Genomic DNA, 14924 nt, shown 5'->3' with positions numbered 1-14924 from the left:
GGATCGGGGAGCGGGTAGATGGCGGGCTGGCCGCTGGTGAGGGCATGGGCGAGAGGAGAGCCGGCGGGGTAGGTGGTGGTACAGCCAAGAGGTGCGGTCGGGCCGCTGGGAAGGGCGGCGGCGTAGCCGATACAGCGCAGGGGGAACGGGGCGCTGAGCGGGCCAGGAACAGGTTCGCTGCCGTGGTAGACGGTGTCGAGGAGAGCGACGCTGATCTGGTCGGCGAAGCGGGGGACGGCGATGTCGGCGAGCTCCTGAGCGGTGCGGGTGAGCTCGAGGGTGCTGCCGATGGCTGTGGTGGCCTCGTTGAGCAGGGTCAGGCGTTGCTGGGCCCAGTACTGCTCGCTGATGTCGATGGCGGCGGTGAACGTGCCGTGGAGCCGGCCGGTGGGGTCGCGGACCGGAGAGGTGCGGACCGCCCAGGCGCGCTTGCGGGTCTCGCCCTGCGCGCGGCTGAAGCTCTCGTGGCGGGCCGGCCGGCCGGTGGCCATCACGTGGCGGAGGTGGTCCCAGGTTGCCTGGTGGGCGGGGTGGGGTAAGGCGTCCACCAGCCGGTGGCCGCGTAGGTCGGTGTCGGCGCTACCGATCATGCGGGCGGTTTCGGTGTTCAGCCGGCGGATCCGCATCTCGGTGTCAGTGATCGACAGACCGATCGGGGCCTGTGTGAACGCCCAGTCGATCAGGAGCCGGTCGTCCACCGGCGGCTCTCCCGCTTCCCGCGGTTCCCCTGGCTCCCGGGGGTCGCACGCCTGCCCGTTATGAGCGGCCGGGTAAGGCGCCTCGAGGGGCACGGGGCCGGCGTGGAGCGCGGCCACATACCACACGGTGACAGCCCCGGCGGCGTCCAGGAGAGGATGAGCGCGGACTCCCAGGGGGAGGATACGGCCATCACGGTGACAAACGGAGATGAGTCCTTGCCAGCTCCGCCCGTGCGTGACGGCGTGCCGGGCCGGCGCCGGCAGCGTGTCGGCGAGCAACGTCCCCACGGCTGTCCCGATGATCTCCGCCGGGGTGTAGCCCAGGAGCTGCTGTGCGCTCTCGCTCCAGCCTGTCACGATCCCGTGCGCGTCCAGCGCGGCTGTCACGCCGTCCCCCGCCAGGCGGCCGCCCGGACACCCCGCCAGCCGGTCGGCCGGTTGGTCATCGGACCAGTCAGCCGGTGTGTCCGTACACGGTCTGTCACCGTTCATCGGATCCCGCCTTCTCGTGAGGCCGGGGGCGAACCGGCATCGTCATACCCTACTTATCTTCTCTTCACCACCTTTTCATTTCCGTTTCCGGGTCTCCTTACCATCCTGGTCCGCGGGTGCGGGCACCCTTGATTCCGTGTGCTGGCCGGCATCATCGGCATGGTTCGGGCGCTTTCGCGCATCGCCCCGCAATACGGCGTTCGACGCTCACGTAATGTGCCCTTATCGCCACCGGGCAGCCGGCCGTTTTCGGAGGACATATCGGGATGCCCGGCGGCGAGGGCGGGCGGCGCTCACCGGAAGCCCGGCGGGGAGGCCGGCCGGGGATCCGTGCGGAAGGGGGATGCTGAGCGCCGGGGCACGGCCACCGTACGCCGCCGGTCATCACCGGCGGCGTACGGCCGGTCCAGATGGTCGTTCCGGGTCAGTTTCCGCTGGTATCGGCATAGCGGCGGGCGGCGGCCAGAGCCGCGCGGACCGCCGCCGCGCCGGCCGGTACCCCCGTCGCCGGGAACCCCTCCTGCCCGCTGCCCGGGCTCCGGTCGAAGTACAAGGCCGCATAGGCGGCTGTGTCGCGCTGGAAACGCCATCCCTCGGAGAGCGGGCCGGCATCGACGGCGTCGTAGCCGACCGCGTCCAGGAACGCGGTCACCGCCGCTTTCGCGCCCGCGTCGTCCCCGGCGATCGGCAGGGCGCTGCGGTCGGGTGCCCCGGCCGGCCGGGCCAGCGACAGCAGATGCCTGAAATAGATGTTGTTGAACGCTTTTACGACCTTGGACGTCGGCAGGTGGTTCTGGAGGAGTTCGCTGGTCGTGGTCGATTCGTCGTCAAGCTCGGGAATCTGCCCGTCCCGTTGCGGGTAGTAGTTGTCGGTGTCGATGACGGTCTTGTTGACGAGCGGTTCGACGGGCACGCTGCGGTAGGCCCGCAGCGGAATTGTCACGACCACCAGGTCCCCGGCTTCCCCGGCCTGGCCGGGGGTTGCGGCGCGGGCGTGCGGGCCCAGCTCGTCGACCAGCTCCTTCAGCGTCTCGGGCCCTCGTGAGTTGCTCAGGACCACGTCATATCCGGCCGTGACGGCCAGCCTGGCCACCGTGCTGCCGATGTTCCCGCTACCGATCAGTCCGATGGTTGTCATATCCGGCCCCAACCACCGGCTCTCCGGTCGATATTCCCGGGAACGGGGTGTCCCGGCGGTCCCTGGTTCGGCATCCGTTGCGGCGTAATCAGGACAAAAGTATGTGGTCGGGATGAAAGTCCTGAAAGCACCGCCGCTGACGCGGCCTCGTGGGCGGTGTGGGCGGTGCGGGCGGCAGCGCCGGGGAGGCGAGGAGGCACCGAGGACGGTAATCCGTCACGGCCGGAGCGGCACCGTGGTGGGCAGGGCATGACGCCGTCCGGCCGAACACGGCGGACGCGGTGATCCGCTGGTGGCCGGTTGCCCTGTCCCGTGCCCTGTCCCGGCCGGCACAACATGGGGAATCCGCTGTCCCGGCCGGGACGGTGCGGGTGGGAAATTATTACCGGCCGGTCCTGGGGGAGTTAGTTCGGGGCTCCGTTGGACAGTCCTTCGGAAACGGCGTTCCCGGCCTGGGAGAAGGCGCTGGAGAAGAGGCCTTCCACTACGCCGGAAATCGCGCCCAGGGCGTTGGAGCCGGCGCCGGCGGGAGAATCTCCGCCGGTGGCGGGATCCGTGCCGGTGGCAGGATCGGCGACGGTTACGGCGGTGTCGGTACCGGTGGGCAGGGCACTGGCGGGAGCGGTGCCCAGGAACACGGCGAAAAGCCCGGTGACAATGGCGACCACGGCACGCCGCAGGGTTCTGGCAGTCATTTTACTCCCAGCGGATACAGGTGACGGATGTTCCTCTTCAAAGGGTAGGCCGGCCGGCAGGGTATCGGAACCCGAAGGCCGCGCACTGTGGCGCCGGCTTCATCACAATGTTCCGCACGGCGCCCATGTACACGGAAGGAGTCAGGATGGCCCGGCCATTGGTCGGCCAGCCGGCCGGGTCGCCGGGCGGGAGAACCGCGTTTCTGGTGGCCGGCCGCGGTGAAAGGGCGGCCGGCGGTATTCCGTTCGCCCGTGCTTTCCGCCCGGGAAACGCCGGGGCCGGGGCCGGGCGCGGTGTGTCGACGGCCACGTTCGCCGGCTCGGCCGGCACGAAACGCCGGGGCCGGGCGCGGGCGGTGTGCCGTCAGCCGCGGCGACGGACGGTCATCGGCAGTCCGTCCCGGGGGCGCAGGGTCACCAGCGGCTCAGGTGTGATCTCCAGGCCCGGGACGGGCTCGAACGTCCAGTGGCGAGCGATCGTCGCGAGCGCGAGCACCCCCTCGGTCCGGGCGAAGCTGTTGCCGATGCACTGGTGCGGGCCGCCGCCGAAGGGGAAGTAGGCGTAGCGGGGCCGGTCGGGGTCGGCCCGGTCCCCGATCCAGCGCTCCGGGTCGAAGCGTTCCGGTTCCGGCCACCATTTCTCGTCGCGGTGGACGACCCACTGGCTCAGCAGCAGCGTCGACCCGGCGGGCAGCGGATAACCACCGACGACGCGGTCCTCCACCAGGTACCGGCTCATCGCCCACACGGGCGGGTAGAGCCGCATCGACTCGTTGAGCACCGCGTCGGTGAACGGCAGGCGGGGCAGGTCCGCGACCGTCGGACACCGGCCGGCCAGCACGCTGTCGAGTTCGGCGCGCAGCGCCGCGGCCACCTCGGGATGCCGGCCGAGGAGGTGAAAGGTCCAGGTCAGCGCGTTGGCGGTGGTCTCGTGGCCGGCGAGCATGATGGTCAGGGCCTCGTCCCGGACCTGGGTGTCGTCCATGCCGTCCCCGGTGTCGGCGTCACGGGCGGACAGCAGCAGCGACAGCAGGTCCTGCCCTTGCGCTCCCTCACGGCGGCGGCGTTCGATGAGGCCGTAGACGACCTGGTCGAGGGCCTGGCGAGAGCTGCGGCGACGCCGGGCCGAGGGCAGCGGCAGCCGTTCCAGCAGCTCGAAACCGGCGTGCAGGGCCTTGCGGGCGGCCACCGTGTTCTCGCTGATGGCGGCCCGGATCACGGCCACGATGTCGCTGTCGGTATCGGCGTCGAACAAGGTCTTCGTGACCATCGCCAGCGTCATTTCGATCATCTCGTCGTGGACGTCGAGACGCTGCCCGTCCCGCCAGCGCGCGGCCCGCGCGTCGGCGATCGCGGCGAACGTCTCGCCGTACTCGAAGATCCGCTGATGGTGGAACAGCGGCTGCATGAGCCGCCGCTGCCTGCGGTGCAGCTCACCGGAGCTGGTCAGCAGGCCCTGCCCGAGCACCATGGTGAGGGGCTGCACCGCGGTGCCACGGGAGCCGGGGCCACGGCGGACGAATCCCCGCCGGTAGGAGCGGTGCGACCCGACCAGCACGTCGGCGATCGCGTCCGGATCCGCCACCAGGAACGCCGAGAGCGGACGGGACGACAGCCGCACGACCGGGCCGTGGGTCTGGCGCAGGCGGACGAGGCCGGCGAGCGGATCGGCACGCAGCAGCTTCCTCGCCGCGCGCAGGCCGCCGGCCGATCCCGGAACAGTGCGCACGCGTACGGGCACGGGCCCTGGCGTGACGGCGGCAGGCGGGGTAACGGTCATCGCGGACCCTCCTCGGGAACACGGGCGGGGGCAGGGGGTGCTCGACCAAGCAGGACGACCGGCAGACTGATCTTCACGATAATCGCGATCTAGGCGGTGCGGCGGGAGACAACGGCCACGTCCGTCCGCCGGGACCCGTCCGCTCTGGCGGTTCGGCGGGTACTCGGCAGCCCGGGCGGGCGTCCGGCCGGGAACGCGCCGACGGCGCTGTCCCCACGCGCACCGGAGCAGCCGGCCGGCAGGTCCGGGGTGGTGCCCGCACGCCCGGACCGATCGATCGAACCGATCGATCGGGAGCCTGGTAACCGCCGGGCGTGATGGGCATCGGACAGGAGGAAGCATGCCGGCAGCGCCTGATACGTCAGATGCCTGATACGTCGGATATCTGATACGTCGGATATCTGACATGTCGCCCACGGCACATCACCGTGGAGGGCGTGAAAATCCCCGCGGCGGCGGAGACCGCCTCAGTGTTCCTGAGCCCCGGCCGGCCACGGTCGAAGATCTGTCGAATTCGGCCCAACCGGCGTACGGGTGTGACGGCCTCGCACGGCCGGCGCCACTGACAACGGGCTGCGGTGGCCACCGCTTCGAGCCGACCGGACCGGACGCGCGGACGGGGGGATGTCCCGTATCCCCGCGGACACGAGCTCGTGGCGCCATCGGATCAGGTCGAGGGAGCGGGTGGTGGTGAACACGGTGTGGTCCGGTCGCAGCAGCACGGCGTTGGCATGGTGGCGGGTCAGCCAACGGCCGAGCGCCCCGCTCGTGTCATGGATGAGCCTGACATCGTCCGAGGTCACCGGAAGAGGGGAACTCGGCGGGACGATGCCGACGTAACGGGTGCGCAGCCGGGCGAAGAAGGCCCGGGTGTCCTCGCCGATGCTGGTGGCCCAGCTGAAGGCGAAGATCCAGCCGGTGCAGCGGGCGAGGACGGCGAAGCCGTCTCCCAGCAGGTCGTCCAATGGGATCTCGACAGGTGCGCCGGTGGCGGCGGTGGTGCGGACCAGCGGCTGCGGGCACAGCCGTCCGGCGGGCTGCTGGCGGCCCGGCAACGGCCGCGACGCCGGTCGGACGAGCGGGCCGGGGCGCAGCGGCGGGCTCGCCGAGCGCTCCATCAGCCGTTGGAAGACGGGCAGCCCGGCGGCCTGGACGAACAGGGCCTGGCGCGCCGGGCCCACGACGGTTGTGCCGCTGGTCATCGTCCGGCCGAGCATGACCGCCATGCGGACCAGCTGGCGGGCATGTGGCCGGCGCTCGCTCTGGTAGCTGTCCAGAAGCCGCTCGTCGGCACGGCCGGCCAGGACGAGGCCGAGTTTCCAGGTGAGGTTCGCCGCGTCGCGGACGCCGGCGCACAGCCCCTGGCCGAGGAACGGTGGTGTCTGATGCGCGGCGTCACCGAGGAGGAACACCCGGCCGCGGCGCCAGCGCCGGGCGACGAGCGCGTGGAAGGTGTAGGCGGTCTGGCGTACGACGGTGAGCTGTCGTGGGTCGACGTCGCCGAGCCAGGGCGCGACGAGCTGGTGGATGACCTCGGTCCGGGACAGTTCGTGGGCGGATTCACCGGCCCGGATCTGGAACTCCCAGCGGTAGCGCCGTGAGCCGATCCGCATGTACGTGGCGGCGCGGTACCGGTCACAGACCTGGTGGATGCCGTCCCAGTTCGCCAGCGGCCGCTCGCTGCGCACGTCGACGACCAGCCAGGACTGGGTGAAACGCAGATCCTCCATGGTGGTGCCGACGGTTGCGCGGGTGCTGCCGTTCGCGCCGTCGCAGCCGAGGACGGCGTGGGTCCAGACCTGCTCGAGGCGACCGGAGACGTTGTCCCGGATCGTGACGCGCAGCGGGGCCGGGCCGTGGGTGTGCCCGGTCTCGACGGCGACGGCTTCGGCGCCGCATCGCAGCTCGACGTGCGGGAAACGGGTGAGTCCCCGGCGCAGCACCTCCTCCAGCATGGTCTGGTCGAACATGTTGGCCCCGGGATGGCCCTGCCCGCTGTCGACGGGGTCCCGCTGGAAGCGGGCGAACGGCCGGTGGTCGGCGTTCAGCAGCTGTAGGCCCAGCGCCGGTCTGGTGATGGCCCGTACGTCGTCGGCGAGACCGGCGGACTGCATGATCCGCAACGTTTCGTCGTCGAGATGCACGGCCCGGGGCAGCGGGTAGACGCCGTGGTGGCGCTCGACGACGAGGCAGGCGATGCCCTGCCGGCCGAGGAGATTGGCCGCTGTCGTACCGCTGGGCCCGGCGCCGATGATGACGACGGGAGTTTCTCGGGGGGTGGGCGACGGCATGCCGGGCATCCTTCAGGTGCTGCGGGGCGGGGACGTGCACCGGCCACGGCCGGTACGGCGCGGGAGACCGGGAGACCGGGACCGGGCGGGCGGCATCGCCGTGGCTGTGCCCGGCGCCGCGCCTCGTGTCGCGCGGAGTGCGGCGGACGTCCCAGCACCCCGCGTAGATCATCGGATGTCGGCGGGCCCGGGCAGCGGCGGAGCGGCGGAGTGGCGGCTGCCGGCGGCCTGGCCCGCACAGGCCACCGGCAGCCGCTGGTGGCCTGTGCGGTTGTCGGCGTTCTGCCAGTGGGTTTTCAGCAGGTGTCAGTGGGCTTTCAGCAGGGCGGCGAACAGCGTCAGGCCGGGGCCGAACCCGAGGGCGACCACTACTTTGCCCGGTGGGATCTCGCGGGTCTGCAGCAGCCGCTGGAGGATGATCAGGACGGTCGCGCTCGAGCAGTTGCCGTATTCGCGGAGGATATCGTAGGAAGGGGCGGTCGCTTCCTCGCTGAGCTGGAGCTGGTTCGCGACGACTCGCAGGATGCGCGCGCCGCCGGGGTGGATGGCCCAGCCGTCGACGTCGTCGAGGGTGTAGCCGTGTGTGCTCAGCAGCGTGGTGACGAGACCGGCGACATGGCGTTCGAGCACCTCCGGGACCTGGGGCGACAGCCGCATCCGGAAGCCGTGGTCGGTGACGAGCCAGCCCATGTAGTCACTGACGCTGCTGTCCGTGCTCGCCATCACGTCGACGATTTCGAGCTGGCTGGCAACGGCGCTGGCTGGGCGCTGCTCGGGCGCGACCACGACGGCCGACGCCCCGTCAGCGAACAGCGAGTGCGCGACGATCTGCTCGAAGTCCTCGATGGTGGGGCTGCCCGCGTGCAGGGTGGGTGATTTTGGCTGGGCGTGCAGGCTGGCGAGCTCGACGCAGAGCAGGAGCGCGGGCCTGCCGTGGACGGCGACGTATTCGGCGACGGTGCCGAGGCCTGGGACCGCGGCGTGGCAGCCCATGTGGCCGATGATGACGCGGCGCAGGTTCGCCGGCATGCCCAGTTCGTGGGAGAGCCGGATGTCCAGGCCCGGGGTCACGTAACCGGTGCAGGAGACGACGGCGAACAGGCCGAGGTCGGCGGGTGCGATGCCGGCCGAGGCGAGGGCGTCGGTGACGGCCTGGCGGCCGAGGGGGAGCGCTTCGGTGAGGTAGCGGCGCATCCGTTCGCCGGTGGTCCACTCGGTGCTGGGTTCCCTGCGCGGGTCGACGGCGTAGTGCCGGCTGACGATTCCGGACGAAGCCCATACTTTTTCGGCGAGCGGGTTGGCCGCGAAGTGCTCGCGGAAAGCCTCCCACAGGTCGTCCTGGCTGAGCCGCGGCGGGGTGGCCACGGCGGTGCCGACAATGTACGGCCGGGCGAGGCTGCGAACGGCAGGGGTGCCGGCGAGAAAAGTGGACGTACCCGGCAGGTCAATCTGCTCGGTCAGCGTCATCTGGTCCTTCCTTAGGTACGGAGCACATGGTCACGGCTTGCGAGCCGGTATCGGCCCGGCGGCGTGTCCGGAGCCGTCGCGGGCAGGGGCTGCCCAGCTCGCGGTGCCGGGGTTTCGCTTTCTTGCTTCCCGTACATCACTTCCGTGCCGTTCCTGGCCTGTGTCGTTGTGCCGCGATGACACAGGTTTCCGCTCGTCACGGCGTGGGTGTTCCGGATCGTCGGTCGACGCCCAGGATTTCCGGCGTTTCCCTCCTGTCGCCTTGCGATATGTTTCCGGGCCCGGGTGCGGTGGTCTGGAGGAACGGGCCGCCGCTGAATTCGGGTCCGTTGTGCGAGCCTCCCGGCCTCGGCCGCCGCTCCGCCCTTCGAAGCTGGTCCCTCGTACACAGTAACACGAATCAATTACTCTGTGTAACTGGGATTGGCGCTGTTCAGGAGGCGAGAACGGCCGCCGGGCCTCGGGCGGGTAGCGGAGCCCGGACTCGTGCCAGGACAGGTCGCGGCCGGCTGTCTCCGCCTGCTTTCGGGGCCTTCCGGACGTGAATGGTTCATACGGCTGGTTCTCGAACGGATCTCCTGAAGCCCGGTCATCGGCCGCCGGCGGCTTTCGGCCGGTGGTCAGTGGGCTTTCAGCAGGGCGGCGAACAGCGTCAGGCCGGGGCCGAACCCGAGGGCGACCACTACTTTGCCCGGTCGGATCTCGCGGGTCCGCAGCAGCCGCTGGAGAACCATCAGCACGGTGGGGCTGGCACAGTTGCCGTATTCGCGGAGGATGTCGTAGGAGGGGGCGGCCGCTTCCTCGCTGAGCTGGAGCCGGTCCGCGATGACCCGCAGGATGCGCGCGCCGCCGGGGTGGATGGCCCAGCCGTCGACGTCGTCGAGGGTGTGGCCGTGCGCGGAGAGGAGGCTGGTGACGAGGTCGGTGACGTGGCGTTCGAGCACCTCCGGGACCTGGGGCGACAGCCGCATCCGGAAGCCGTGGTCGGTGACGAGCAGGCCCATGTGGTCGCTGACGCTGCCATCGGTGAGGGCCGTGACGTCAAGGACTTCCAGATTCGCCGTGCCGCCTGCCGGAAATGTCCGTCCGGAAGGCGCGACCACCACGGCGGCGGCGCCGTCGGCGAACAATGAATGCGCGACGATCTGCTCGAGGTCGTCCCGTGTCGGGCTGCCCGCGTGCAGGGTGGGTGATTTTGGCTGGGCGTGCAGGCTGGCGAGCTCGACGCAGAGCAGGAGCGCGGGCCTGCCGTGGACGGCGACGTATTCGGCGACGGTGCCGAGGCCTGGGACCGCGGCGTGGCAGCCCATGTGGCCGATGATGACGCGGCGCAGGTTCGCCGGCATGCCCAGTTCGTGGGAGAGCCGGATGTCCAGCCCGGGGGTGACATGCCCGGTGGATGACGCGACGGCGAACAGGCCGAGGTCGGCGGGTGCGATGCCGGCCGAGGCGAGGGCGTCGGTGACGGCCTGGCGGCCGAGGGGGAGCGCTTCGGTGAGGTAGCGGCGCATCCGTTCGCCGGTGGTCCACTCGGTGCTGGGTTCCCTGCGCGGGTCGACGGCGTAGTGCCGGCTGACGATTCCGGACGAAGCCCATACTTTTTCGGCGAGCGGGTTGGCCGCGAAGTGGTCGCGGAAGAATTCCCACAGGTCGTCCTGGGCGACTCGTGGCGGGGTGGCCACGGCGGTGCCGACAAGGTACGGCCGGGTGCGGCCGCGAACGGTGGCGGTGTCAGCGAGAAGGGCGGCTCGGCTCGGTCGGCCAGCTCGCTCCGTCAGTGTTGTCATGTGGTCCTTTCTGGAGTGCGGAGCATTCGGTCGCTGCCAGGCGCCGGTCCCGGTCACGGTCGATGTCGGCCTGGCGTGTCTGTATACGGATAAATCGGTTTGTGGAGATTTCCGCCCGGTCGCCGCTGACTGATCGAATGCCATGTTCGCGGGCGCTCCCGCTCGGTGAACCGGGGATTTTCGGTCTCCGGCGGCGCAAAGGAGGCACGGTCACGTCGGGAGGCACGGTCACGTCGTCTTTGATCCCCGGTCATGCCACCTGGGGGCCCCGCTGCCCACCACGGTGCGGGAGACCGGCCGGATCGCCGGCCGCGTCGGCCTGCATCCGCTGGACGCGCCCCGATCGGCGGCCGCGCGCCGGCCGGCTGTCCTGGACACGCGGCAGCCGGCCGCCCAACGCTTCGTCCGTGGCCGGCGGTGTGCTCTCGTGGCCACCGCGGGAGTCCGCGGCCCGATTCGCCGGTTCCGGCCCGCTGCCCCCTGACCCCAGCGCATCTCCGCTCCTTGAACTGATAAGCGCCAAATCAACCGCTCACTGGATCCAATCTCTTACTCAGGGTAACAGTTGCTGACAACTTTACGCGATGGCTACTAGGAGTCGTGTTAGAACTACCTGGAGTGACTACCGAGTAATCAACGGCTGTCTTCCGGGTACCTTCCTGGAAGCTGTCGCCTATCTGACAGTGGACGGCGATGTCGCGTTCCCGTTGTGTCCGGGACTGTCCGCTCGGCAGGCTGCTACTCGCGGCATTTGTTCGGATGCGGGAAGAAGGTTCACGTCGGGCCCGGATGGATGCCCGTACGAGAAGGCTCGCCGCTCCGAGCCGTTGACGGTGCGCTGCGGGGCGGGGTGGTGCGAGGAGCCGGGCAGCCCGCCTCCGGACGCGGCTTTCAGCCGGGCTGGCCCTCTGATCGCGCGTCGTGGCGCTCCTGCGCGGCGCTGACCAGCCGGGCGTGGTCCCGAATCCAGATGAACAGGTGTTGGAGAGGCTGGGTCAGCCCCTCGCCGAGCGGGGTGAGGCTGTAGCTGACCCTGGGCGGGGACGAGGGCTCCACCGCGCGTTCGACCAGACCGTCCCGGACAAGGGTGCGCAGGGTCTGGGAGAGCATCTTCTCGCTGATTCCTTCGATCTTCGTCCGCAGCTCGTGGAACCGGAGCGGGCCGGTGGCCAGCCCGGTGAGGACCAGTACGCCCCAGCGGCTGGTGACATGGTCGAGCACCACGCGAGCGGGGCAGTCACTGCGGAACGCGTCGTCGGCCGCGTCGTCCGGGAGGCTCTCGGGGGGCTGCGGACGCACTGGCACGCCGCAAAGCATACTCGGGTATCGCTTCTTACTAAAAGTAAGCCCCTATACTCTGGTTACTGGAGGGGCGGTAGCGGGGGCCCGTGCCGGAGTCCTGGGATGGAGGCGCGATGAGTGGATCACGCGAGGTGGCGCTGGTCACCGGTGGAGGCCGTGGCATCGGCGCGGCGACAGCCCGTGAGCTGGGCCGTCGCGGCTACCATGTAGTGATCAATTTCCGGGGCAACGCCGATGCCGCCCGCGCGGTTGCCCTCGAGATCGAAGCCGTGGGGGCGACGGCCGAGTGCGTCCAGGCCGATGTCTGTGATCCTGCTCAGGTCGAGCGGATGGTCGACGGCGTCCTGGCTGACCGGGGCCACATCGACGTGCTGGTCTGCAACGCCAACACCGTCGCCCCACCGTTCGGCCCGCTCGCGTCCCTGGCGTGGAAGGACTTTATCGACAAGGTCAGCGGTGAGCTCGCCGGGGCCTTCTTCGTCACCCAGCGTGTACTGGCCGCGATGCGCCACCGTGGCGGCCGGATCGTGTACGTCTCCAGCAGCGCCGCCGACTATGTCGGGTCCGGCAGGCTCTCCCACTCGACGGCGAAGTCGGCGCTGAACACCTTCAGCCGCCATGTCGCCGCGGAAGCGGCGGCACACGGGGTCACGGTCAACACGGTCGCCCCGGGCGCGGTTCGCACCGAGGCGACCGCGGCGATCTTCACGCCCGAGCGCGAGAAGCATCTCGCAGCCCACTCGGTCCTGGGACGCGTGCTCGAGCCCGAGGACATCGCCGTGGTGATCGCGCAGACCGTTGACGCGGGTATGCGCGGCGTCACGGGAGCGCTGATCCGCGTCGACGCCGGCTTCGGCGTGCTGGTCGGCGGGCCGTCGTCCACCGCGTGACGTCCGCGGGAGCTGTCTTCCCGGAGAAGCCGGGCGCGGAAGCGTGCTTCGGGACGCGTTCTTCAGGCGGCCGAGCCGCCAGGTGGCCGGACAGTCTTCGCGCGGCCGCACGACAGGGTACGACCGGGCCTGTTCCGGCCACGGTCCCGCTTGTCCGCTCCGGGTGGTATCCGTCCGGCCGCCGTTTTCCGGTCACCCGGCCATTTCCCCGGTCACCGGAAGCATTTCTGGGCATTCCGCTCTGCTTTCCGGCCGGCTTGCCCGGCAGGCGCCGGGTCCCGGGCGTGCCCCGGTTCCGGCCGGAAACTTTCTCGGCACGCCTGGGATTATCCTGAGCCTGACCTCGATGTCGAGCGGAGAGGAACTTGATGGCCACACTCAACGAGGACGCCCGGAATCTGCTGAGCCGGCCGGTGCATGCCTGGGTGACCACCCTGCGTCCGGACGGGGCGCCGCACAGCACGGTCGTCTGGGTCGACGCGGACGGCGACGAGATCATTTTCAACACGGCGGTCGGCCGGGCCAAGGAACGGCACCTGCGTAAGGATCCACGGATCTCGATCGGTGTGCTCGACCCGGACGACGCCTACCACCTGGTCAGCGTCTCGGGGACGGCCCGTCTCGAGGCCGACGGCGCCGACGCCGTCATCGACCGGCTCGCGAAGAAGTATCTCGGCGTCGACAGCTATCCTTTCCGCCGGCCGGACGAACAGCGGATCACGGTCCGGGTGGAGCCACGGCACATCATCCACAACACCGGCCGATGACGGCCGCGGGCCGGGCGTACGGCTTCGACATCGTCCCCTAACTAACCGGCCGGGAGAGGCCTTTCGGATGTTTTCCGGACGCGCCGTCACGAACGCGTCCGGAAACATCTGCCCGGCGGGAAGTGAAATCCGGAAATTGGCCGGGCCCGGTGAACTGTTTTCCGGGGCCACCGGCCCGGCCCGTTCGGCCGCGGTGCGGCCGGCGCACGGATTCACGGCTGTTCAGGTGTGATTCCGGGGTGGGCCTGGCAGGGGCTGCGCCAACGGCCGGACGGCCTGCTGCCGGCCGCGCGTCGTCGGGCCATACGCCGCGGATGTCACGTGCCCTGGGATCACGTGCCCTGGGATCACGTGCCCTGGGGCCATGTGTCGCGGGGACGGCGCTCGCTCCGGAGGAACTTCGCGTGGCTGCTTTTAGTGATCATACGTTTGTTGTGCGTCAGGAAATGCCGGCCTGATGCTCGGGAAGGCGGCTGGTGCCCGGGAGAGGGGTGATGCCCGGGAGAGGGGTGACGGTTCGATTTGACACCCGAACCGGAAACCGTTTCCATTACGTGGTCGTCGTCCCCAGGATGGAGCCGTCCCACGTATGTCCCGGATTCGTTCGTCCGCAGGCGTCGTCAACGTCCACCGCGTTGTCGGTCTCGCGCTGCTCGCGCTGCTCGCCCTGTTCGTCGCCGGCTGTGGCTCCGGCGATGACGACGGGCCCGCGTCGGCGGCGCCGCCGGGCAAGCTGCGGGTGGTGGCGACGACCACCCAGGTCGCCGACTTCGTACGGGCGGTGGGCGGTGACCGGGTCCAGGTGACCCAGATTCTGCGGCCCAACGTCGACCCGCACGACTACGAGCCCTCACCGGCCGACGTCAAGGCGGTCGGCGAGGCCGACGTGCTGGTGGCCAACGGTGTCGGCCTGGAGAAGTGGCTCGACGAGACGATCTCCTCCGCGGGCTTCGAGGGCACCCGGGTCGACGCCAGCCAGGGTGTGAGGATCCGCCCGGGCAGCGATGAGGAGGAGAAGGACGGGGATCCGCACATCTGGCACAACCCGCTCAACGTCAAGATCATGACTGCCAACATCGAGCGGGCGTTCGCCGCCGCGGACCCGGCTGGGGCCGCCGCCTACCAGGCCAACCGTACCGCCTACGACGGCAGGCTCGACGCGCTCGACGCCGACATCAGGCGGCAGATCGACGCACTGCCTCCCGCCAGCCGCAAGCTGGTGACCAATCATGACGCGTTCGGCTATTACATCGACCGGTACCAGCTGACCTTCGTCGGGTCGATCATCCCGAGTTTCGACACGTCGGCGGAGCTGTCCGGCCGCGACATCAACAATCTTGTGGAGAAGATCAGAACTACCGGGGCCAGGGCGGTTTTCTCCGAGTCGTCGTTGCCGCCGAACACGGCTGAGACGATCGGCCGGGAGGCCGGCGTCAAGGTGGTGGCGGGTGAGGGCTCCCTGTACGGCGACACCCTCGGCCCGCAGGGCTCGGACGGTGCGACCTACCTGCGGATGGAGGAGCACAACACCAGGACAATCGTCGATGCGCTGCAATGATGCGTCGACACGGGCATTGGCAGGGGAGCTGACACGGGGCTGACATGGGGGTCTGGCAC

At 70.0% G+C, this 14924-nt stretch carries 11 protein-coding genes; 3 read left to right on the top strand and 8 right to left on the bottom strand.

Features of this window, described 5'->3' with window-relative positions:
- The 8 genes from AC5LSR_RS18715 to AC5LSR_RS18680 all read right to left on the bottom strand — a co-directional run.
- Window positions 1-1085, bottom strand: a 1085-nt coding sequence (locus AC5LSR_RS18715) for a PAS domain-containing protein (protein ID WP_493468739.1), incomplete at its 3' end; no start/stop codon positions are given.
- Window positions 1086-1614: 529 nt separating this feature from the next.
- On the bottom strand, window positions 1615-2328 hold the full coding sequence (locus tag AC5LSR_RS18710; protein ID WP_250284990.1) for an NADPH-dependent F420 reductase: 714 nt from the start codon (window positions 2326-2328) through the stop codon (window positions 1615-1617).
- A 404-nt stretch (window positions 2329-2732) separates the two neighbouring features.
- Window positions 2733-3023, bottom strand: a complete 291-nt coding sequence (locus AC5LSR_RS18705; RefSeq protein WP_250284988.1) for a hypothetical protein — start codon at window positions 3021-3023, stop codon at window positions 2733-2735.
- 364 nt (window positions 3024-3387) lie between these two features.
- Window positions 3388-4803 carry a cytochrome P450 gene (locus AC5LSR_RS18700; protein ID WP_250284985.1) on the bottom strand — a complete coding sequence of 472 codons (1416 nt, stop codon included), beginning with the start codon at window positions 4801-4803 and terminating at the stop codon, window positions 3388-3390.
- Window positions 4804-5270: 467 nt separating this feature from the next.
- Complete coding sequence (mhpA, locus tag AC5LSR_RS18695) at window positions 5271-7094, bottom strand: bifunctional 3-(3-hydroxy-phenyl)propionate/3-hydroxycinnamic acid hydroxylase MhpA (protein WP_250284983.1); 1824 nt, start codon at window positions 7092-7094, stop codon at window positions 5271-5273.
- A 306-nt stretch (window positions 7095-7400) separates the two neighbouring features.
- The gene (locus AC5LSR_RS18690) at window positions 7401-8561 is read right to left on the bottom strand and encodes a type III polyketide synthase (protein WP_250284981.1); all 1161 of its coding nucleotides are present in this window, start codon (window positions 8559-8561) and stop codon (window positions 7401-7403) included.
- A 620-nt stretch (window positions 8562-9181) separates the two neighbouring features.
- Window positions 9182-10348: a type III polyketide synthase gene (locus AC5LSR_RS18685; protein ID WP_250284979.1), complete on the bottom strand. Its 1167-nt coding sequence runs from the start codon at window positions 10346-10348 to the stop codon at window positions 9182-9184.
- A gap of 891 nt (window positions 10349-11239) precedes the next feature.
- On the bottom strand, window positions 11240-11653 hold the full coding sequence (locus AC5LSR_RS18680) for a winged helix-turn-helix transcriptional regulator (protein ID WP_493465829.1): 414 nt from the start codon (window positions 11651-11653) through the stop codon (window positions 11240-11242).
- A 110-nt stretch (window positions 11654-11763) separates the two neighbouring features.
- On the opposite strand from AC5LSR_RS18680, the gene AC5LSR_RS18675 reads away from it, so the two are divergent.
- The 3 genes from AC5LSR_RS18675 to AC5LSR_RS18665 all read left to right on the top strand — a co-directional run bounded on the left by AC5LSR_RS18675 (window position 11764) and on the right by AC5LSR_RS18665 (window position 14865).
- On the top strand, window positions 11764-12540 hold the full coding sequence (locus AC5LSR_RS18675) for an SDR family oxidoreductase (RefSeq protein WP_250284974.1): 777 nt from the start codon (window positions 11764-11766) through the stop codon (window positions 12538-12540).
- A 368-nt stretch (window positions 12541-12908) separates the two neighbouring features.
- Window positions 12909-13307, top strand: coding sequence for a PPOX class F420-dependent oxidoreductase (locus AC5LSR_RS18670; protein ID WP_250292686.1), 399 nt, complete (start codon window positions 12909-12911; stop codon window positions 13305-13307).
- A gap of 589 nt (window positions 13308-13896) precedes the next feature.
- A complete protein-coding gene (locus AC5LSR_RS18665; protein ID WP_250287254.1) occupies window positions 13897-14865 on the top strand; it encodes a metal ABC transporter substrate-binding protein in 969 nt (322 codons plus the stop codon).
- Window positions 14866-14924 lie beyond the last annotated feature (59 nt).

Source organism: Protofrankia sp. CiP1_Cm_nod4 (genome assembly GCF_982290645.1).
The sequence above is the reverse complement of the archived record's forward strand: the minus strand, read 5'-3'. Positions and strand labels throughout refer to the sequence as shown.

Coding starts and splice junctions, on each gene's coding strand:
- AC5LSR_RS18710 (WP_250284990.1), bottom strand. CDS start 2,328: ATGACAACCATCGGACTGATCGGTAGCGGGAACATCGGCAGCACGGTG.
- AC5LSR_RS18705 (WP_250284988.1), bottom strand. CDS start 3,023: ATGACTGCCAGAACCCTGCGGCGTGCCGTGGTCGCCATTGTCACCGGG.
- AC5LSR_RS18700 (WP_250284985.1), bottom strand. CDS start 4,803: ATGACCGTTACCCCGCCTGCCGCCGTCACGCCAGGGCCCGTGCCCGTA.
- mhpA (WP_250284983.1), bottom strand. CDS start 7,094: ATGCCGTCGCCCACCCCCCGAGAAACTCCCGTCGTCATCATCGGCGCC.
- AC5LSR_RS18690 (WP_250284981.1), bottom strand. CDS start 8,561: ATGACGCTGACCGAGCAGATTGACCTGCCGGGTACGTCCACTTTTCTC.
- AC5LSR_RS18685 (WP_250284979.1), bottom strand. CDS start 10,348: ATGACAACACTGACGGAGCGAGCTGGCCGACCGAGCCGAGCCGCCCTT.
- AC5LSR_RS18675 (WP_250284974.1), top strand. CDS start 11,764: ATGAGTGGATCACGCGAGGTGGCGCTGGTCACCGGTGGAGGCCGTGGC.
- AC5LSR_RS18670 (WP_250292686.1), top strand. CDS start 12,909: ATGGCCACACTCAACGAGGACGCCCGGAATCTGCTGAGCCGGCCGGTG.
- AC5LSR_RS18665 (WP_250287254.1), top strand. CDS start 13,897: ATGTCCCGGATTCGTTCGTCCGCAGGCGTCGTCAACGTCCACCGCGTT.